Origin of the sequence: Modestobacter sp. VKM Ac-2986, from assembly GCF_026967795.1 — a bacterium.
GTDB lineage: Bacteria > Actinomycetota > Actinomycetes > Mycobacteriales > Geodermatophilaceae > Modestobacter.
Window position 1 is genome coordinate 384,780 of record NZ_JAPVBH010000005.1, and the last position, 20,505, is coordinate 405,284.

Annotated in this window: 15 protein-coding genes and 1 tRNA gene; 15 read left to right on the plus strand and 1 reads right to left on the minus strand. The window is 76.0% G+C overall.

What is annotated here, in order from left to right; genetic code table 11:
• The first annotated feature begins 268 nt into the window (after positions 1-268).
• From O2W14_RS15295 to O2W14_RS15365, 15 genes are all read left to right on the plus strand, one after another.
• The gene (locus tag O2W14_RS15295; protein ID WP_269176962.1) at positions 269-1,384 is read left to right on the plus strand and encodes a resuscitation-promoting factor; all 1,116 of its coding nucleotides are present in this window, start codon (positions 269-271) and stop codon (positions 1,382-1,384) included.
• Entirely contained in the window at positions 1,341-2,309 is a 969-nt protein-coding gene (gene rsmA / locus O2W14_RS15300; protein ID WP_269176963.1) for a 16S rRNA (adenine(1518)-N(6)/adenine(1519)-N(6))-dimethyltransferase RsmA, read from the plus strand. The genes O2W14_RS15295 and rsmA overlap by 44 nt, the downstream gene beginning before the upstream one ends.
• Before the next feature lie 4 nt (positions 2,310-2,313).
• Positions 2,314-3,282: a 4-(cytidine 5'-diphospho)-2-C-methyl-D-erythritol kinase gene (locus tag O2W14_RS15305; RefSeq protein ID WP_269176964.1), complete on the plus strand. Its 969-nt coding sequence runs from the start codon at positions 2,314-2,316 to the stop codon at positions 3,280-3,282.
• Positions 3,283-3,432: 150 nt separating this feature from the next.
• Positions 3,433-3,508 (plus strand) — tRNA-Gln (locus tag O2W14_RS15310).
• A gap of 82 nt (positions 3,509-3,590) precedes the next feature.
• Positions 3,591-5,126: a bifunctional UDP-N-acetylglucosamine diphosphorylase/glucosamine-1-phosphate N-acetyltransferase GlmU gene (gene glmU / locus O2W14_RS15315; protein WP_269176965.1), complete on the plus strand. Its 1,536-nt coding sequence runs from the start codon at positions 3,591-3,593 to the stop codon at positions 5,124-5,126.
• Positions 5,123-6,103 (plus strand): ribose-phosphate diphosphokinase, encoded by a 981-nt coding sequence (locus O2W14_RS15320; protein WP_269176966.1) that lies wholly within the window; start codon positions 5,123-5,125, stop codon positions 6,101-6,103. The genes glmU and O2W14_RS15320 overlap by 4 nt, the downstream gene beginning before the upstream one ends.
• A 479-nt stretch (positions 6,104-6,582) precedes the next feature.
• Positions 6,583-7,278: a 50S ribosomal protein L25/general stress protein Ctc gene (locus tag O2W14_RS15325; RefSeq protein ID WP_269176967.1), complete on the plus strand. Its 696-nt coding sequence runs from the start codon at positions 6,583-6,585 to the stop codon at positions 7,276-7,278.
• A 113-nt stretch (positions 7,279-7,391) separates the two neighbouring features.
• Entirely contained in the window at positions 7,392-7,949 is a 558-nt protein-coding gene (gene pth, locus O2W14_RS15330; RefSeq protein WP_269176986.1) for an aminoacyl-tRNA hydrolase, read from the plus strand.
• Between the two features lie 207 nt (positions 7,950-8,156).
• Positions 8,157-9,665 (plus strand): sugar transferase, encoded by a 1,509-nt coding sequence (locus O2W14_RS15335; protein WP_269176968.1) that lies wholly within the window; start codon positions 8,157-8,159, stop codon positions 9,663-9,665.
• A gap of 232 nt (positions 9,666-9,897) precedes the next feature.
• Entirely contained in the window at positions 9,898-11,238 is a 1,341-nt protein-coding gene (locus O2W14_RS15340; protein WP_269176969.1) for a DUF1972 domain-containing protein, read from the plus strand.
• Positions 11,235-12,026, plus strand: a complete 792-nt coding sequence (locus tag O2W14_RS15345; RefSeq protein WP_269176970.1) for a CDP-alcohol phosphatidyltransferase family protein — start codon at positions 11,235-11,237, stop codon at positions 12,024-12,026. The genes O2W14_RS15340 and O2W14_RS15345 overlap by 4 nt, the downstream gene beginning before the upstream one ends.
• Positions 12,023-12,727 (plus strand): hypothetical protein, encoded by a 705-nt coding sequence (locus tag O2W14_RS15350; protein ID WP_269176971.1) that lies wholly within the window; start codon positions 12,023-12,025, stop codon positions 12,725-12,727. The genes O2W14_RS15345 and O2W14_RS15350 overlap by 4 nt, the downstream gene beginning before the upstream one ends.
• A gap of 302 nt (positions 12,728-13,029) precedes the next feature.
• Complete coding sequence (locus tag O2W14_RS15355; RefSeq protein ID WP_269176972.1) at positions 13,030-13,296, plus strand: hypothetical protein; 267 nt, start codon at positions 13,030-13,032, stop codon at positions 13,294-13,296.
• Between the two features lie 104 nt (positions 13,297-13,400).
• A complete protein-coding gene (locus O2W14_RS15360) occupies positions 13,401-17,969 on the plus strand; it encodes a PKD domain-containing protein (protein ID WP_269176973.1) in 4,569 nt (1,522 codons plus the stop codon).
• 83 nt (positions 17,970-18,052) lie between these two features.
• Entirely contained in the window at positions 18,053-19,315 is a 1,263-nt protein-coding gene (locus tag O2W14_RS15365; protein ID WP_269176974.1) for a hypothetical protein, read from the plus strand.
• A gap of 34 nt (positions 19,316-19,349) precedes the next feature.
• Here the strand turns inward: O2W14_RS15365 and O2W14_RS15370 are convergent, their stop codons facing one another.
• Complete coding sequence (locus tag O2W14_RS15370; protein WP_269176975.1) at positions 19,350-20,483, minus strand: glycosyltransferase family 4 protein; 1,134 nt, start codon at positions 20,481-20,483, stop codon at positions 19,350-19,352.
• Between the last annotated feature and the right edge of the window lie 22 nt (positions 20,484-20,505).

Below are 20,505 nucleotides of genomic sequence, written 5' to 3' on the forward strand. Positions count from 1 at the left end.
CACTGTCACGTCCCGTGTCGGCGTGCCTGCGGAACGACTTGTCGACCTGCTGGTGTCCTGACTCAGCACGGTTGTGTCAGCGAGTTCGTTCGTTATCGTGTCGTGACCGACAGCCGGGGTGGGGAACACCCAGGTGGTCGTGCACGGCCGGGGTGACCCCCTGATCGCGACGACGACGGGTTCGCCTGCTCCTGGGAGCCGCCTGACGGTGGTGCCCTCCGCCTGCGGCCCGGTTCCCCTGCCCGGGTCCTGCTGACCTGGATGTGTTGTGCGCCGATCGTTGAAGTCCTGCCTGTTCGCGGTGGTCCTCCTGGGCCTCGTGGCGGGCGTCGCCGCCTACTTCGCGGCCGAGAAGTCGTTGACCCTCACCGTCGACGGCCAGTCCCGCCTGGTGACCACCTACGCCGGCACGGCCGCTGAGGTGCTCGCCGACGAGGGGCTCACCCCCGCCGCGCACGACGTCGTGCTGCCCGCCCTGGGCACCGACGTCAACGACGGCGACACGATCGTGGTCAACCGCGCCCGCCCGCTGACGCTCACCGTCGACGGCGTGCGCAGCGAGGTCGTCACCACCGCGCTGTCGGTGGACGACGCGCTCGACCAGCTCGGCTACCGCACCGACCAGCTGCAGCTGTCGGCCGACCGCAGCGAGCGTCTGCCGCTGGACGGCATGGACCTGGCCATCACCACCAGCAAGGACGTGCGGCTGGTCGCCGACGGCCACGAGCGCGTGGTCACCACCACCGCCGCCACGGCCGGCGACCTCCTCGCCGAGCAGGGCATCGCGCTGTCGGCCACCGACCGCACCTCCCTCTACCCGGCCCAGCCGCTGCTGGGCGGGATGGTCCTGCGGGTCACCCGCGTGCAGGTCGAGGAGGTCACCGAGGTCGAGACGATCGACTACGAGACCGTCGAGACCGAGGACGCCGAGGCCCTCGAGGGCGAGCGCACCGTCACGCAGGAGGGCGTCGAGGGCGCCCGCACCACCACCTGGCGGGTCACCGTCACCGACGGCGTCGAGACCGGCCGCGAGCAGGTCTCCTCCGCGGTGACCGAGAAGCCGGTCGAGCAGCAGGTCTCCGTCGGCACCAAGCCCGAGCCCGAGCCGGCGCCCGCTGCAGTCGCGGCCGGCGCCCCGGCCACCGCCGACGGCCTGAACTGGGCCGCGCTGGCCCGGTGCGAGTCCGGCGGCCGCCCCAACGCGGTCAGCGCCAGCGGCACCTACCGCGGCATGTACCAGTTCTCCCGGGCCACCTGGGCCGGCGTGGGTGGCAGCGGCGACCCCGCCGCCGCCTCGGTCGAGGAGCAGACGATGCGCGCGCAGATGCTCTACGCCCGCAGTGGGGCCGGCCAGTGGGGCTGCGGCAGCCACCTGTTCGACTGATGGCGGACCTCTCCACCGGTCCGCGGGTGCGGACCTGAGCGCCACCCCGGAGCAGTCCGACGGGCTGCTGGGCCCGGCCGCCATCCGCGACCTCGCCCAGCAGCTCGACCTGCGTCCGACCAAGCAGCTCGGGCAGAACTTCCTGCACGACGCCAACACCATCCGCCGCATCGTCCGCACCGCCGACCTCAGCCCGGACGACGTCGTCCTGGAGGTCGGCCCGGGCCTGGGGTCGCTGACCCTGGGCCTGCTCGGCGCCTGCGCGCACGTCACCGCCGTGGAGATCGACCCGCGGCTGGCCGAGCAGCTCCCGCGCACCGTCGCCGAGCGGACGCCGCAGTGGGCCGAGCGGCTCACCGTGGTCACCGCCGACGCCCTGCGCGTGACCGAGGTGCCGGGCCCCCCGCCCACCGCGCTGGTGGCCAACCTGCCCTACAACATCGCGGTGCCGGTGCTGCTGCACCTGCTGGAGCTGCTGCCCTCGCTGACCAGCGCCCTCGTGCTGGTGCAGGCCGAGGTGGCCGACCGGCTCGCCGCCGCCCCCGGGACGGCGTCCTACGGCGTGCCCAGCGTCAAGGCCGCCTGGTACGCCGACGTCCGCCGGGCCGGCAACGTCCCGCGCCCGGTGTTCTGGCCGGTGCCCAACGTCGACTCCGGGCTGGTCGCGCTCACCCGGCGGCCCGCGCCCCCCGGTGACCGGGCGGCTACCTTCGCCGCGGTCGACGCCGCCTTCGCCACCCGGCGCAAGGGCCTGCGCGCCGCCCTCGCCCGCTGGGCCGGCAGCCCCGCGGCGGCCGAGACCCGGTTGCGGGCCGCCGGCATCGACCCCACGACCCGCGGTGAGCAGCTGTCGGTCACCGACTTCGCCCGGCTGGCCGCCACCCCCGAGGTCGGCACCGACCCCTCGGGCGCGGTGGCAGGCTGAGGGGATGAGCAACACGACGGCCGGTGGCCCCGGCCGGATCGCCGGTGACGGCTCCGTGGTGGCCCGGGCGCCGGCCAAGGTCAACGTCCACCTCGGGGTGGGCCCGCTGCGCGCCGACGGCTTCCACGAGCTGCAGACGGTGTTCCTGGCCGTCTCGCTCTTCGACACCGTCACCGTGCGCCGGTCGACGGGCCTGTCGCTGGAGGTCCGCGGTGAGGGCACGGCTGACGGCGCCGGGCCGGCCGTCGTGCCCAGCGACTCCCGCAACCTCGTCTGGAAGGCCGCCGAGCTGCTCGCCCGGCACGCCGGGGTGTCCGCCGACGCGCACCTGGTCGTCGACAAGTCGATCCCGGCCGCCGCCGGGCTGGCCGGGGGCAGCGCCGACGCCGCGGCCACCCTCGTCGCCCTCGACGCGCTGTGGGGCACCCACGCCACCCGCGGCGACCTGGCCGCGCTGGCCGCCCAGCTCGGCAGCGACGTCCCGTTCAGCCTGCTCGGCGGGGTCGCGCTCGGCACCGGCCGTGGTGAGCAGCTCTCGCCGGTGCTGGCCCGCCGGCGCTGGGACTGGGTGCTGGGCATCGCGGGGGAGGGGCTGTCCACCCCGACGGTCTACGGCGAGCTGGACGCCCTGCGCGCGGCCGGGGAGATCCCCGACGGCGCCGTCGCCGCCTCGACCGAGCCGGTGCTCGCCGCGCTGCGCAGCGGCCCGGTGGCTGCGCTGGCCGCGGCGCTGACCAACGACCTGCAGGCACCGGCCGTGCGGCTGCGTCCCGAGCTCCGCCGCGCGCTGCGTGCGGCCACCGAGGCCGGCGCCGCCGCGGCCCTGGTCAGCGGGTCCGGGCCGACCGTGGCCGCGCTGGCCGAGGACGAGGACGGCGCCGCCCGGCTGGCCGCCGACCTGGCCGGCGCCGGGACCTTCCGCGCCGTGCGCGCGGTGCACGGCCCGGTGCCCGGCGCCCGCCTGGTGGGCTGAGGGAGGCCCCCCTCGCCCCCACCACTCGCTCCGCTCACGGCGGGCCCCTCCGAGGGGGCCGGAGTCCCGCCCGGACCCGCGAGGGTCGGGGGGGAGAGCGGGTCGGTCAACTACGCTCGACGCTGCACCGCCGGTCCACGCCGGCGGTGGTGGGGGATGGGGTAATCGGCAGCCCGCCGGCCTTTGGAGCCGTGCAGTCTCGGTTCGAGTCCGAGTCCCCCAGCCAGTCCGCGGACGCGCGTGGACGGCGCCGGGCGCACCAGCCCTGCACCGCCGGACGCCGTCCCCCGCCCGTCCCGAGGAGCCAGGTGAGCCAGCAGCAGCCGACCACGACAACAGGGCAGGTGGGCGCGGTCGTCGTGCTCGCCGCCGGCCAGGGCACCCGGATGCGCTCGCGCACCCCCAAGGTGCTGCACCGGCTCGGGGGCCGCTCCATGCTCGGCCACGTGCTCGCCGCCGCCGCACCGCTGGGCGCCGCCCGGATCGTGGTCGTGGTCGGCTCCGGCCGGGAGGCGGTCGAGGCGCACCTGGCCGAGGTCGCGCCCGCCGCCGTCCCCGCGCTGCAGGAGCAGCAGCTGGGCTCCGGGCACGCCGCCGCGGTCGCCCTCGACGCGCTGCCCGAGCTCGCCGGCGCCGTGCTCATCGTCAACGGCGACGCCCCGCTGCTGCGCGCCGCCACCCTCGCCGACCTCGTCCGGGCGCACACCGACGCGGGCAACCTGCTCACCGTGCTCACCGCCCGGGTCGACGACCCCACCGGTCTCGGCCGGATCGTCCGGGACGACGCCGGCGCGGTCACCGCGATCGTCGAGGAGCGGGACGCCGACGCCGCCCAGCGCGCGATCACCGAGGTCAACGCCGGCGTCTACGTCGGTGACGCCCGCGCCGTCCGGGAGGCGCTGCGCCGGGTCGGCGCCGCCAACGACCAGGGCGAGCAGTACCTCACCGACGTCCTCGGGCTGCTCGTCGCCGACGGCGAGCGCGTCGGGGGGCACACCGCCGCCGACGCCGAGGACACCCTCGGCTGCAACGACCAGCGCGAGCTCGCCGCCCGCCGCCGCACCCTCAACGACCGGGTGCTCGACGACCTCATGCGCGCCGGCGTCGTCGTGGTCGACCCGCAGACCACCTGGGTCGACGTCACCGCCGAGGTCGCCGCCGAGGCCGTGCTGCACCCCGGCACCCAGCTGCTGGGCACCACCTCGGTCGGCACCGGCGCCGAGGTCGGCCCCGACAGCACCCTCGTCGACACCCGGGTGGGGGAGGGCGCCACCGTGCTGCGGTCGCAGTGCCAGCAGGCCGACGTCGGCCCGTCGGCCACCGTCGGCCCGTTCAGCTACCTGCGCGCCGGCACCCGGCTGGCCCGCGGCGCCAAGGTCGGCGCCTTCGTGGAGACCAAGAACGTCACCGTCGGCGAGGGCTCCAAGGTCCCGCACCTGTCCTACGTCGGTGACGCCACCATCGGCGCGGGCAGCAACGTCGGTGCCGCCACCGTGTTCGTCAACTACGACGGCGTGGCCAAGCACTCGACCACCGTCGGCGACCACGTCCGGATCGGCTCGGACACCATGCTCGTGGCCCCGCTCACCATCGGCGACGGCGCCTACACCGCCGCCGGGTCGGTCATCACCTCCGACGTCCCGCCGGGGGCCATGGCCGTCGCCCGGGGCAAGCAGCGCAATGTGGCAGGCTGGGTGGGACGACGGCGTCCGGGGAGCCCCTCAGCGCAGGCCGCAGCAGCGGCTGCTGGTGCGGCATCCGCCCCCGCGACCGACACTCCACCAGAGCCCTCCGGCCCGCACCCGGCCCGGACCTCGGACGACGACCAGCAGGGGCAGCCATGAGCGTGATCAGGCAGACGACCAACAAGAGCCTGATGCTCTTCTCCGGACGGGCGTTCCCCGAACTCACCACGGAGATCGCCGGCCACCTGGGGGTGACCCCCACCCCGACCGCCTCCTACGAGTTCGCCAACGGCGAGCTGTTCGTGCGGTTCGAGGAGTCGGTGCGCGGCTGCGACGCCTTCGTCGTGCAGAGCCACACCGCGCCGATCAACACCTGGCTCATGGAGCAGCTGATCATGGTCGACGCGCTCAAGCGCGCCTCGGCCAAGCGCATCACCGTCGTCGCGCCGTTCTTCCCCTACGCCCGGCAGGACAAGAAGCACCGCGGCCGCGAGCCCATCTCCGCCCGCCTGGTCGCCGACATGTTCAAGACCGCCGGCGCCGACCGCCTCATGGCCGTCGACCTGCACACCGCGCAGATCCAGGGCTTCTTCGACGGCCCCGTCGACCACCTCTTCGCCATGGACCTCCTCGTCGACGAGGTCAAGCGCCGGTGGGGCGACCGCGACCTCACCGTCGTCTCGCCCGACTCCGGCCGGGTGCGGGTGTCCGAGCGGTGGAGCGACAAGCTCGGCGGCACCCCGCTGGCCTTCATCCACAAGACCCGCGACATGACCCGGCCCAACGAGGTCGTCGCCAACCGCGTCGTCGGTGAGGTCGAGGGCCGGGTCTGCATCCTGGTCGACGACATGATCGACACCGGCGGCACCATCAGCAAGGCCGCCGAGACCCTGTTCGACTCCGGTGCCGCCGACGTGATCATCGCCGCCACCCACGGCGTGCTCTCCGGGCCGGCGGTCGACCGGCTCAAGAACAGTCGGGTCAGCGCGGTCATCGTCACCAACACGCTGCCCATCGAGCCCGAGCGCCGCTTCGACAAGCTCACGGTGCTGTCCATCGCACCCCTGCTCGCCAGCGCCATCACGCAGGTCTTCGAGGACGGTTCGGTGACGAGTCTGTTCGACGGGGCCAGTTAACTCGCGACCCTCCGGGCCGCACCGCGGGCAGGAGCCATGCTGAGCTCATCGTGATCCTCCGGATCACACCGCGGCCACGAGCCGTGCCCGATCCGCGCTGAGCCGTTGGTGCTGCACCGGCAGGGACCCTCCGGGCCCCGTGCCGGTGCAGCCGGACCGGCTGCGGTCCCGGTCGGGAGCCTCCGGCCCCGCGACCGGTCCCGCAGGCGTCCCTCCGGGACGGCGGTCCGCGTCCCTCCATCGGTCGCGTCAGCACCGGGCCGTCGCCGCGGTGGGTCGGGGTCCTGGGCCTCGATCAGCTGGTGCGCGGCCTTCGGGGGCGTCAGGTCCGCTGGCTGGGCCCGTGTAGCCTGGTTCCTGTTGCCCGGCGAGGGAGTGGCTCCGGCCTGCTCCGTGATCGACGTGCGTGTGGCCTCCAGGGGTCGTCGCGGTCGTGCGCTGGGTGCGCAGACCCGATCCACTGTTGAGGAGCACACCCCGTGGCCGACTTCCGCCTCGCCGCCCAGTCCCGCACCGAGTTCGGCAAGGGCAGCGCCCGCCGCGACCGCCGCGCCGGCCGCGTCCCCGCCGTCCTGTACGGCCACGGTCAGGACGTCGTCCACCTGACGCTGCCCGCCCGCGAGTTCGCCGCGGCGCTGCGCAACGGTGGCACCAACGTGCTGCTGACCGTCACCCTCGACGGCACCGAGCACCTGGCGCTGACCAAGGCCGTCCAGCGCGACCCGATCAGCCGCGAGCACAAGCACGTCGACCTGCTGCTGGTCCGCCGCGGTGAGAAGACCGTCGTCGACGTCCCGGTGATCATCGTCGGCGACGCCGCCCCGGACACGATCAGCAACCACCAGCTGAACACCGTCTCCCTCGAGGCCGACGCGACCCAGCTGCCCGGCCCGATCGAGGTCGACATCACCGGCCGCACCGCCGGCAACGGCATCACCGCCGGCGACCTGGTGCTGCCCGCCGGCGCGACGCTGGTCACCGACCCCGAGGCCCTGGTCATCGGCTTCCTCGGTGCGCCGACCGCCGCGCAGCTGGAGGAGGAGCTCGCCGAGGCCGAGGCCGAGGCCGGCATCGAGCGCGACGAGTCCGACGCCGACGGCGACGTCGTGCCGGAGCCGTCCGACGCCGGCAGCGGCGAGTCGATGGACGCCGCCTCGAACTCCGCCGACAGCTGAGTCCTGCACTGAGCGAGAGCACGACCCGCGGGGGCGCCGGCACTGCCGGCGCCCCCGCGGCGTCACCCGCCCCGGCCCCGGCACCCTCCGAGGGCCCGTTCCTCGTCGTCGGGCTGGGCAACCCCGGACCCGAGTACGCCGGCAACCGGCACAACGTCGGTGCGATGGTGCTCGCCGAGCTCGCCCGGCGAGCCGGGGTCAAGCTGTCCGCGGGCAAGGGCGCGCGCTCCCGGGCGCTGTCCGGTGAGGGGCGGCTGGCCGGCCGCCGCGTCGTGCTGGCCGTGCCGCTGACCTACATGAACGAGTCCGGTGGCCCCGTGCGCGGGCTGCTGGACTACCACCACCTGCCCGCGGCCGACCTCGTCGTCGTCCACGACGAGCTCGACATCGCCTTCGAGGCCGTGCGGCTCAAGCGCGGTGGGGGAGAGGGCGGGCACAACGGCCTGCGGTCGATCTCCCGCTCCACCGGCACGAAGGACTACCTGCGCGTGCGGGTCGGCATCGGCCGCCCGCCCGGCCGGCAGGACCCCGCCGACTTCGTGCTCCGCGACTTCTCCGCCACCGAGCGCAAGACCCTCGACCTGCTGATCAGCGAGGCCGCCGACGCCACCGAGCTGCTCCTCGAACGCGGTCTCGAGGCCGCCCAGAACAGCGTGCACCCCCGCAGCTGACCACCCCCGGTCGCCGTCCTCGCCCGGACGGGTGGACGCCCCGCCCCAGCGGGTGAACCGGCGCGGGGCCGATTGCCCCGGATCGTCACCTCCTGTGATCGTCACTCAGTGTCGCCAATGGCACCGGCGGATGGCCTGCACGGCCACCCGCCGGGTGGACGCCGGCGACGTCGATGACAACGCGTGACGAGAGTCCCCGGGGGAACCATGCTGCTGGAACGTGCAGAGCCGACGAGCGCGCTGGCCCGCCCGGTCCCCGGCCTGCTGCGCGCCGCCGTCCGGACGCCGCTGCCCACGCTCACCGGCGCCCGGACCGACACCCCGCGCCGCTGGGCGGCCCGGCACCGCCGCCGGCTGATCGCCGTCGAGGCCACGCTCGCCGCCGTGGCCGCCGCGGCCGTGCTGTCCGCCCGGGCCGACGACGTCGCCCCGACCGGCGGGCTGCTCTGGGCCAGCCTGTCCCTCGTGGTCGCCTGGCCGACCCTGCTCGCCGTCACCGGCGCCTACGAGGAGCGGTCCTTCGGCATCGGCTCCGACGAGTTCCACCGGGTCTCCCGCGCCGGCCTGCTGCTGCTGGCCGGCCTGGGCTTCCTCAGCTACGCCGCCGAGCTCGACCTCAGCCGCGCCCTGGTGGTCGGCGCCGTCCCCACCCTGGCCCTGGTCACCCTGCTCGAGCGGTACGCCGCCCGCCGGGTGCTCCACCACCAGCGCGCTCAGGGCCGCGGTGTGAAGCGCGTGGTGGTCGTCGGGCGCGGCGGCGCCGTGCTCGAGCTGGTCGACCGGCTCCAGCGCACCCAGCACGCCGGGCTGCAGGTCGTCGCCGCCTGCGTCACCCCCGACGACCGTTCCCGCGTCGCCCGGGCCGCCGGGCTGCCCGTCGCCGGCCTGGACGACGTGCTGGACCTCGCGCGCCGCGTGCAGGCCGACACCATCGCGGTCACCTCGGCCAGCGAGACCGCCGCCCAGTACCTGCGCACCCTGTCCTGGCAGCTGGAGGGCACCGGCCTGGAGCTGCTGGTCGCCCCCGGCCTGGTGGAGGTGGCCGGCCCCCGGCTGCACATCCGGCCCTTCGACGGGCTGCCGCTGCTCTCGGTCGAGCAGCCCCGCTTCACCGGCTGGCGCCGGGTGGTCAAGGGCGCGCTGGACCGTTCGGTCGCGCTGGTCGCGCTGCTGGCCCTCGCCCCGGTCTTCGCCGGGCTCGCGCTGGCCGTGCGCCTCACCAGCCCCGGCCCCGTGCTCTACCGCCAGGAGCGGGTCGGCCTGGGCGGCCGGCACTTCACCATGCTGAAGTTCCGCAGCATGGTCGACGGCGCCCACTCCCAGGTCGCCGGTCTCTCCGACGGCAACGACGCCGACGGCCTGCTGTTCAAGATCAGGCACGACCCGCGGGTCACCCCGCTGGGCCGGCACATGCGCCGCTTCTCCCTCGACGAGCTGCCCCAGCTGGTCAACGTCCTGCGCGGCACCATGTCGCTGGTCGGCCCGCGGCCGCCGCTGCCCGCCGAGGTCGCCCGCTACGACAGCGAGGTGAGCCGCCGGCTGCTGGTCACCCCGGGGCTGACCGGGCTGTGGCAGATCTCCGGCCGCAGCGACCTGCCGTGGGAGGAGGCCGTGCGGCTGGACCTGCGGTACGTGGAGAACTGGTCGCTGGCCCTGGACCTGCAAATCCTGTGGAAGACCGCCCGCGCGGTGGTCCGCGCCTCCGGCGCCTACTGAGCCACCGGGCGCGACGGCGCCCTGCCCGAGCGGAAGCCACCCGGTCCACGACCGGGTGGCTTCCTCCCTCTGGGTGACCAGTTGACAGCGAACGGCGACGCCCTCGCGTGTGCGGGGGATGGTTCTCCCGGGCCGGCCGGCACGGCTGGGCCCACCACCGAGCCGTCGGCCGGTGACCGGGCGTCTCGAGGACGAGGCACCCGCTGAACCCGTAGGAACGGAGCCAGAGGCCATGCCACGCAGGAGGTCGGGAGCGCTTCGCATCGCCCTGGTCGGGACGCGCGGCGTCCCGGCCCGCTACGGCGGCTTCGAGACCGCCGTGGAGGAGGTCGGCCGTCGGCTGGCCGACGCCGGGCACGAGGTCGTCGTCTACTGCCGCACCACCGCCGACGCCTCGCGACCGGCCGAGCACCTGGGCATGCGCCTGGTGCACCTGCCGGCCCTGCGCCGCCGGTCGCTGGAGACGCTGAGCCACACCGGGCTGTCGGTGCTCCACCTGCTCACCCACCGGGTCGACGCCGCGATCGTCTTCAACGCCGCCAACGCCCCGTGGCTGCCGCTGGTGCGCGCCGCCCGCATCCCGGTCGCGACCCACGTCGACGGCCTGGAGTGGAAGCGCGCGAAGTGGGGCGGCATCGGCAAGCGCTACTACCGCATCGTCGAGGCGCTGTCGGTCCGCTGGTCCGACGCGCTCATCGCCGACGCCCGCGGGATCGCCGACTACTACCGCGACGAGTTCGCCGCGCCCACCGAGCTGATCGCCTACGGCGCGCCCAAGATCGACGCCGCCCGGAGTGAGAAGCTGGCCGAGGCGGGGCTCACCGAGCGTGGTTTCCACCTCGTGGTCGCCCGGTTCGAGCCGGAGAACCACGTCGACGTCATTGTCGACGGGTACCGGCGCAGCGACGCGCAGCTGCCGCTGGTCGTCGTCGGCTCGGCTCCCTACGCCGACGACCACACCCGCCGGGTGCACTCGCTGGCCGACGACCGGGTGCAGTTCCTCGGCGGCGTGTGGGACCAGGAGCTGCTCGACCAGCTCTACGCCCACTGCGCCACCTACCTGCACGGGCACTCGGTGGGCGGCACCAACCCCTCGCTGCTGCGGGCCATCGGCGCCGGCGCGGCCACCATCGCCTACGACGTCTCCTTCAACCGCGAGGTGCTGGAGACCAGCGGCCGCTACTTCTCCACGGCCGAGGACGTCGCGGTGGCGGTCACCGCCGCCGAGGCCGATCCGGCCCGCACCCGCAAGGACGGCAAGCGCGCCCGGCTGCTGTCGGCCCGCTACGACTGGGACCACGTGGCCGAGGGCTACGCCCAGCTGTGCCGCCGGCTGGCCGCCCGCGACTTCCCGCGCACCCGCCCCCGCGGGGTGCGGCTGCGCCTCGGCCCGGCCGCCCAGCCGGAGCCGGCCACCCGGGCCGGGCAGACCACCGTCGGCGCCCTCGTGCCCGTGGCGCGCCAGGCCGGTGCGGTCGACGCGCGCCGTCGTCACCTCACCGCCTCCGCCGACGGCGCGCCGGCGCCGGCTGCGTCCGTCGAGGACGCCGCCCCGCGGGCGGCCCGGTCGTGAGCGGGACGCTGCTGAGCCCACCGGCTCCCGAGGTGCGGCCGGCACCGCGCCGGGTGGCGCCGGGGGAGACCCTCCGGGACACCCTCGGCCGGCTGTCCACCGCGCAGAAGGGCGCGGCCGGGGCGCCGGCGTACAGCCGGTTCGTCAACCGTCGTGCCGGCCGGCTGCTGGCCGCGCTGGCGTTCCACGCGGGGCTGACCCCCAACGCCGTCACCGGCATCAGCGCGCTGTGCACGTTCACCGGCATCGCGCTGCTCGCCCTGGTCGCGCCGTCCTGGTGGCTGGGCCTGGCCGTGGCCGGCTGCCTCGCCGTGGGCTACGCGCTGGACTCCGCCGACGGCCAGCTCGCCCGGCTCCGCGGCGGCGGTTCGCCCGCCGGTGAGTGGCTGGACCACATGGTCGACGCGCTCAAGACCTCCAGCCTGCACCTGGCACTGCTGGTCGGGCTGTACCGCTTCGAGCCGGTGGAGCGCGGGCCGGTGCTGCTGGTGCCGCTGGCGTTCTGCGTCGTGGCCGCCGTGCTGTTCTTCGGCACCATGCTCAACGAGGCGCTGCGGGCCCAGCACGGTGCCCCGACCCGCGCCCAGCGGACCGCGGGCCGACCCAGCGTGCTGCGCTCCCTCGTCGTCCTGCCCACCGACTACGGCCTGCTGTGCTGGGTCTTCGTGCTCCTGGGCGCGCCGGTGGTGTTCCTGTCGGTCTACGCCGGGCTGGCCGTCCTGACGGCCGGTTACCTGGCGCTGGCCGCCCTCAGCTGGTTCCGAGAGATGGGCAGGTTGCCTCGATGAGCACTCCCTCCACCACGCCGCAGCCGGCCGGGCCCGACCCGGTCACCGGGCGCCCGGGCCGGCGCCGGCTGGCGCTGGCCGCCGCCGCGACGGCCCTGGTCGCCGCGGTCGTCGCCGCGGTGACCCTCGGCGGTGGCGGCAGCGCGCCGTCGGCCGCGGGCGCCGACGCCACCCCGACCGGGACGGCGGCCACGAGCAGCGCACCGGCGGCGGGGTCCGCGGCGCCGACGAGCGAGGCCCCGCCGCCCTCCCCGCAGACGCCGACGCCCACCGGCCCGACGTCCGACGCCGACGAGGGGCCGCCCGAGCTGCCGGCCGTGCCGCTGGACGCACCCGCGACGGTGGGCAACGGCGTCGTGGCCGCGTTGCCGCGGATCGAGTCGATCGACGCCTCGGCGAACGGACCGGGCAACATCGCCGGCCCGGCGCTGCGGGTGACCGTGCAGGTCACCAACGGCACCGCGGAGCCGGTGTCGCTGGGCGGGGTGGCCACCAACCTCTACCTCGGGCCCGACCGCACGCCGGCCTCCCCGGTGGAGGACCCGTCGCAGGCGCCGTTCACCGGCACCGTCGCACCCGGTGCGTCCGCGACGGGCGTCTACGTCTTCAGCGTCCCGGTCGACGCGCGCTCCGCCGTCACCGTCGAGGTCGGCTACGAGGCCGGCGCCCCGCTGCTGCAGTTCACCGGCCCGGTGGGCTGACCGGTCGTCCGGGCACCCGCCCGGACGGCACCCGTCGCACCGCCCGGAGGGGCCGACCGCACACCGCGGTCGGCCCCTCCCGGCGTTCCCGGGGGCGCCCGGTCCCCGCGTCGGGACCGCCACGCCACCGCACGGACGGGTGACACGGACGGTGACGTGACTGTCACCCAGCTGGGTCCTCCAGGACCAGGTCACCCCGTCCGGGGGGTGTCAGGCCCGCTACACCGTGTGATCGTCACCGAGCGAGTCCGACGCCCGGTGAGGCGGCCGGACCTGGAGCACGACGAGGGTGGGACGACGACATGAGCGGGTCGCCGGTGCCGGTGCGCACGAGGGCCCTGGCGGGTCTGGTCGCGGGGCTCACCGTGGCCGGGGACCTCACCACCGCCGACGGCCAGACCCGCGAGCGGGTGGCCGCCCACGACACCGCCAGCGGCACCCTGGTGACCAGCTGGGAGCCCGCGCTGCAGAGCCGGGTCCGGGCCCTCGCGGTCACGCCGACCACCGTCCACCTCGGTGCGTCACCGGCCTCACCCGATCGGTGGCCACCCGGCGTCACCACCACCTGATCCGGGGATGGGCGGCCGCCGCTTTCCCTGACATCGTCACTCTCAGTACCCGTCGAGCCCGCCACGTCGGCCGGCCGTCCGCCCAGAACCAGGGAGAACACCGCATGAGGTCACCGACAGCGAGCACGACCCGACGGGTCGTTGCGGGCCTGCTGAGCCCGCTGCTGCTCGCCGGCTCCCTGACGCTGCTGGCCGGCACGGCGCGCGCGGACTCCGGTCCGCTGGACGCGACGGACCCCGCGACCCCGCAGACGGTCACCGCCGACGCGCTGCCCACCGTGCAGATCGACGGCGTCGCCTGGTCGCAGGTCGTCGTGGGCGACACCGTCTACGTCGCCGGCAGGTTCGGCTTCGCCCGCCCGGCCGGTGCCGCGCCCGGCACCCAGCAGACGGTGCGCAACAACATGCTCGCCTACGACGTCCGCACCGGTGCGCTGATCACCTCCTTCGCGCCCGACCTCAACGGCACGGCGCTCGTGGTGACCGCCTCGCCCGACGGCTCGCGGGTCTACGTGGGCGGTGACTTCACCCGGGCCAACGGCCAGGTCCGCAACCGGGTCGCGGCCTACAGCACCTCCACCGGTGCGCTGCTGCCGGACTTCAAGCCGAGCGTCAGCGGCCAGGTCCGGGCCATCGCCGCCACGAACACCACCGTCTACCTCGGCGGCGGGATCAACGCCGTCGGCTCGACCAGCCGCAGCCGGCTCGCCGCGGTCAGCGCGAGCAACGGCGCCCTGCTGCCGTGGGCCCCGGTGCCCGGCGTGGGTGACACTAAGGGCAACCGGCTGCCCGTCTTCGACGCCAAGGGCAACCCCACGGGCACGCTCGACACCGCCGCCAACGCCCGCACCAGCAGCGACGTCATGTCCCTGGTCGTCACCGGTGGCGGCCGCCAGGTGGTGGCCGCCGGGCGCTTCGACACCCTCAACGGTGTCGACGCCACCGGCGTCGGGGCCCTGGACGCGGTCACCGGCGCCACCCGGCCCTTCGCGATCAACCAGCTGATCACCAACCAGGGCATCAACTCCGCGGTGTACAGCCTGTCCACCGACGGCACCAACGTCTACGGCACCGGGTACGACTACTACGGCCCCGGCAACCTCGAGGGCGCCTTCGCCGCCGACGCGGTCACCGGCACGGTGCGCTGGGTCGCCGACAGCCGCGGCGACACCTACAGCGGCTTCGCCGCCGGCGGGGCCGTGTACCTGGCGTCGCACACGCACGCCGCGGCGAACTACGGCGGCGCCCCGGAGCAGTCCCCGCAGGTGTTCCGGTTCGCCTCGGCGCTCTCGGTCGCCGCCACCGGCACCAACCGCAGGTACGCCGACGTGCGCGGCAACACCGCCCTCGTCGGCACGCCCGCGCCCGCCGCGCAGATCTGGGACCCCAGCTTCGCCGCCGGTGAGGTCACCGGGCAGAAGCAGGCCGGCTGGTCGGTGACCGGCAACGGCCGCTACGTCGTCTACGGCGGTGAGTTCCCGCGGGTCAACGGCGTCGAGCAGCGCGGCCTCGTGCGCTTCGCCGTCCCCGGCACCGCCCCGGAGAAGATGGGGCCGACCGGCAAGGGCCTGACCCCCACCGTGACGTCCACGAGCCCGGGCACCGCCCGGGTGAGCTGGACCGAGAGCACCGACCAGGACAACCAGTCCCTGACCTACCGGGTGTACCGGGACGGCGGGACGACCCCGGTGTACGAGGTCACCTCGCCCTCGCAGTGGTGGAGCACCGACCTGCTGGCCTTCCACGACACCGGCCTGACCGCCGGTGCGCACACCTACCGGGTCGGCGTGGTCGACCCCTCCGGCAACCGGAACACCGGCCCCACGGCGTCGGTCACCGTGGCCGCGGGCAGCACGCCGGCCCGCAGCTACACCTCCCTGGTGCGCGCCGACGGCGCCAGCGGCGCCTGGTCGCTCGGGGAGTCCAGCGGGACGGTCGCCCGCGACCGCGCCGGCGCCAACGACCTGACCCTCAACGCGGGCGTGAGCCTGCGGCAGGCCGGCGCGGTGGCCCAGGACACCGACACGGCGGCGTCCTTCAGCGGCACCGCCACCGGCTTCGCGGCCACCACCACCAAGGCCTACGGGCCGCAGACGTTCAGCCTCGAGGCGTGGGTCAACACGACCACGAGGAACGGCGGCAAGATCATCGGCTGGGGCACCTCGACCACCGGGACCAGCGGCAACTACGACCGGCACGTCTACATGGACGCCACCGGACGGCTGCTCTTCGGCACCTACACCGGGGCGACGGACTCGGTCACCAGCCCCCGGGCCTACAACGACGGCCGGTGGCACCACGTCGTGGCCACCCTCGGTGCGGCCGGCCAGCAGCTCTACGTCGACGGCGCGCTGGTCGCCTCCCGCGCCGACGCCACGACCGCCGAGCCCAACTACGGCTACTGGCGCATCGGCGGGGACTCCAGCTGGTCCGGTTCCCCCTGGTTCGCCGGGAAGATCGACGAGGTCGCCGTCTACCCGACGGCGCTGACCGCCGCCCAGGTCGCCGGCCACCACCGGGCCGGCACCACCGGCACGGTCACCAACCTGCCCCCGACCGCGTCGTCCACCTCGTCGGTGACCGACCTGACGGCGTCGCTGGACGGGTCGGCCTCCAGCGACCCGGACGGCACCATCGCCTCCTGGGCGTGGACCTTCGGTGACGGGACGACCGGCACCGGGCGCACGACCAGCCACGCCTACCAGGCCGCGGGCACCTACGCGGTCACCCTGACCGTCACCGACGACAAGGGCGCCACGGCGGTCCAGCGGACGTCGGTCACGGTGACCGCGCCGCCGCCGAACGTCGCGCCGACCGCGGTGGCGACCGCAGCGGCCGCCGGCCGCACCGGCACCTTCGACGCCACCGGGTCCACCGACACCGACGGTCAGGTCGCCCGCCACACCTGGGACTTCGGCGACGGCACCACGGGCACCGGTGCCCGGACCACCCACGAGTACGCGGCGGACGGCACCTACGCGGTCACCCTCACGGTGACCGACGACGACGGCGCGACCGGCACCACCCGCACCTCGCTGACGATCAACTCCGCCGTGCTGGCCTCCGACGCCTTCGGCCGCACCGTCACCGGTGGCCTGGGCACCGCCGACCGGGGCGGCGCGTGGACGGCCTCGGCCGGCGCGACCCGCCAGTCGGTGAAGCCCGGTGCCGCGGCGCTGGCGCTGGCCGCCGGCACCAACACCGGCTCGTACCTGGGCGCGGTGTCGCAGACCAGCGTCGACCTGCGCACCACGCTGACCCTGTCGGCCCGGCCGACCGGGACGGGGGCCTCGGTGTACGTCACCGGCCGGCGGGTGGGCGCCAACCAGGAGCAGCGGGCCCGCCTGCGCTTCCTGGCCGACGGCAGCGTCCGGGTGGCGTTCACCGAGCTGGCGGGCACGGCCACGGAGTCCCTGGTCGGGGCCGAGGTCACCGTCCCGGGGCTGACGTACACGGCCGGCACGCCGCTGCAGGTCGCCGTGCAGGTCACCGGCACCGGCCCGACCACGCTGTCGGCCACGGTGTGGCCGGCCGGCACGGCCCAGCCGGCCACGCCGACGCTGACCCGCACCAGCACCACGGCGTCCCTGCAGGCCCCCGGCTCGATCGGCGTCAGCGGCTACCTGGCCGGCAGCGCCACCGCCCCGGTCACGGTCTCCGTGGGCACGCTCACCGCCGCGCCGGCCGGCGCCACCCCGGCCCCGGCCCCGGCGCCGGCCCCGGCCCCGGCCCCGGTCAACGCGAAGCCGACGGCGGTGGCCACGGCCTCGACGGCGGACCTCGCCGCCACGCTCGACGGCAGCTCCTCCACCGACACCGACGGCACGGTGACCGCCTGGTCCTGGGCCTTCGGGGACGGCGCGACCGGCACCGGGGCCACGGCCACGCACACCTACGCCGCGGCCGGCACGTACCCGGTGACGCTGACCGTGACCGACGACGACGGCGCCACCGCCAGCGTCGTCCGCCAGGTGACGGTGACCGCCCCGGCCGCACCGGCCCCGGCGCCGGAGCCGACCCCGCCGGGCGCCCCGGCCGCCGTCGCCTCGGACGCCTTCAACCGCACGGCCACCGGCGGGCTGGGCACCGCCGACCTCGGCGGCGCCTGGACCGCCACGGCCGGGGCGACCCGGCAGTCGGTGACCCCGGGCCGGGCCGTGTTCGCCCTGACCCCGGGCACCAACACGGGCTCGGTGCTGGACGCGGTCCGCCGCACCGACGCCGACGTGCGGACCAGCTTCTCCTCCACGGAGACCCCGAGCGGGGCGGGCACCTCCGTCTACCTGGTGGGCCGCCGCGTGGCCGCGAACCAGGAGTACCGGGCCCGGGTGCGGCTGCTGGCCGACGGGAGCACCGGTGTCGCGGTGACCCGGCTGTCCGGGACCGGCACCGAGACGCTGCTGGGCAGCAACGTCGTCCTGGCCGACCGCTACACCAGCGGCCAGGAGCTCAACGTCCGGTTCACCGTCCGGGGCACCGGCACGACCGACCTCGCGGTCACCGTCTGGCCGGCGGGCTCCCCGGAGCCCACGACCCCCACCCTGACGCGCACCGACACCACCGCCTCGCTGCAGGCGCCCGGCTCGGTCGGCCTGCTCGGCTACCTCTCCGGCTCCGCGACCGGACCGGCCACGGTGCGGTTCGGCGAGCTCACCGTGCGGCCCCTCGCCTGACCGCACCCGCGCGACCACCCCTGGCGGGTGAGGCCCGGTCCCGCTGCGGCGGGGCCGGGCCGTCGCGCTGTCACGATGGGCCGGTGACGGGTCTGCTGCGCGTGCTGCGCCGCCCGGCCACCGGTGCGCTGACCGCGCAGGGCACCCAGGCGCTGGCCGGGCTGGCCCTGCAGGTGGCCGCCGCCCGCTCGCTCGGCGCCGGCGGGCTGGCCACCTTCGCCCTGCTGTACGGCGTCATCGTGCTGGCCACCGCCGTCTGCAGCGGGCTGGTCGGCGACTCGCTCACCGTCCTGGACCGGCACGAGCCGCGCACCCGCGCCGGCCTGCTCGTCGGCGCCACCTGGGTGTGCGGCGCCGCCGGCGTGGGCGGTGCCCTGCTCGGGGTGCTGACCGGCGTGGTGCCGCCCTGGGCCGGACCGGTGCTGGGCCTGGCCACGGCCGCCTTCGTCGCCGAGGACGCGCTGCGCCGGCTGCTGATGGCCACCGGCCGCTTCTGGTCGCTGCCGGCCGTCGACGGCACGAGCCTGCTGCTGGCCCTGGGCACCCTGGGCCTGCTCCGGCTGTCCGGCGCGCTCGACCTCACCGACTTCCTGCTGGCCCTGCTCGTCGGCCAGGCCGGTGCCGCGCTGGTGGCCTGGCCGCTCCTGCCCGCGCACGAGCGTCCCCGCGGCCCGTGGCGCCGGCCCGCGCTGCGGGTGGTGGCCGCCTTCGGCGTCTGGCGGGCCGCGGCGCAGGCGATCCGGCCGGCGCTGCTGACCGTGCTGCGGCTGCTGGTGGTCGCGCTGGCGGGCGCGGCCGCGTACGGGCCGCTGGAGGCCGCCCGCGTCTACACGGCCCCGACCCTGGTGCTGGTCGCCGGACTCGGTTCCTGGCTGCTGCCGCACTTCGTCTCGCTGCAGGCCGCCGGCCCCGCCGCCGGGCTGCGGTACGCCGACCGGGCCGCCGCCGCCCTCGCGCTGGCGGTCGCCGCGCTCGGCGGCGCCGCGGTGCTCGTGCTGCCGTGGCTGGGCCCCGCGCTCACCGGCGGGGACTACCCCGTGCCGGTGGGGGCCGTCGTGGGGTGGACGGCCTACGCCCTCGCCTCGGCGGTGCTGCTGCCCTACTCGGGCCTGGCCTCGGTGCACCGCAGGCAGCGCCGGGTGCTCGCCCTGCGGTCGCTGGAGCTCCTGTCGCTGGTCGCGGTGCTCGCGCTCGTGCTGCTCGTGCCCGGGGGCGTCGGCTGGGCGCCCGCCGCGCTGGCCCTCGGCCCGCTGCTGGCCGCCGTCGCGGTCCGCCGCCTGGTGCTGGTGCCGCTGCTGTCGGTCCCGGCCGCCGCCGGCACCACCGCCGCACCCGTCCCGGCCTGACCGCCCCGGTCACCCGGGTCGCCCCGGGGACCGGTCAGCGGGCGGTGCGCTCGACGACGGCGGTCACCGTGTCCTGATAGCGCTGCCGGCTGAACCGGCGCAGCGCCGACCCCCGGCCGGCAGTGGCCAGCGACCCGGCGAGCCCGGCGTCGTCGAGCACCGTGCCGACCGCCCGGGCGAGGTCGGCGGGGTCGCCGGGGGTGACCAGCAGGCCGGTCTCCCCGTCGGTGACGATCTCCCGGAGCCCCTGCACCGCCGAGACGACGACCGGCCGGCCGGCCAGCTGGGCCTCCACCGCGGTGTTGCCGAACGGCTCGGCCCGCGAGGGCACCAGCACGACGTCGGCCTGCGCGAGGGCCGGCCAGGTGGGCGAGGTGTAGCCGGCGAACTCGACGGCGCCGGCGAGGTCGGGCCGGGCCGCGCGGTCGCGCAGCTGCTGCTCGAACCACTCGTAGCCGGGGAAGACCGTGCCGCACAGCTGCAGGACGACGTCCCGGCCCTGCGCGCGCAGCAGCGCGGCCGCCTCGAGGGCGACGTCGGTGCCCTTGCGCGGGGCGAGCCGGCCCACCAGCACGACGCGGCGCGGCCCGGTCGGGGCCGCGAGCGGGGGCAGCGGCTCCGGCGGCCCGGCGACGCCGTTGTGCACCACCTCGGTGCGGCGCCGCAGGGCGGGCACCGCACGCAGCAGCGTGGCCGCGGCGGCGTTGCTGTTGACCACCACCGTGCGGGCCAGCAGCAGCGGGGCGTTGAGCAGGACGCCGACCAGGCGGGGGGCGTCGTCCTCGGCCTCGTGCACGTGGCAGAGGGCCGGCCGTCCGGCGAGCCGGGCCGCGACCAGCCACAGCGGCACGGTGACGGTGTTGACGTAGACGACGGCGGGGTCCAGGGCGCGCAGCCGCCGGACCATCACCGGCAGCGCGCGGCTGGTGTCGACCACCAGGCCGAGCAGCCCCGCCGGGCGCAGCAGCGACTTGCGCAGCACCGGCACGGGGAGAAGCTCCACCGTGGCCCCGGCGGCCTCGAGCCGGGCGCGCAGCGGGCCCTCGCCGGGGAGCGCCACGACGACCTCCCAGCCGGCGGCGGTCAGCCCGCTCACGCTCTCCACCAGCTGCAGGTCCGAGCCGTAGAGGTCGGCCGACGGGTGTGCGACGAGCACCGTCCTGCGCACGTGTCCTCCTCGTTCTCAGTCG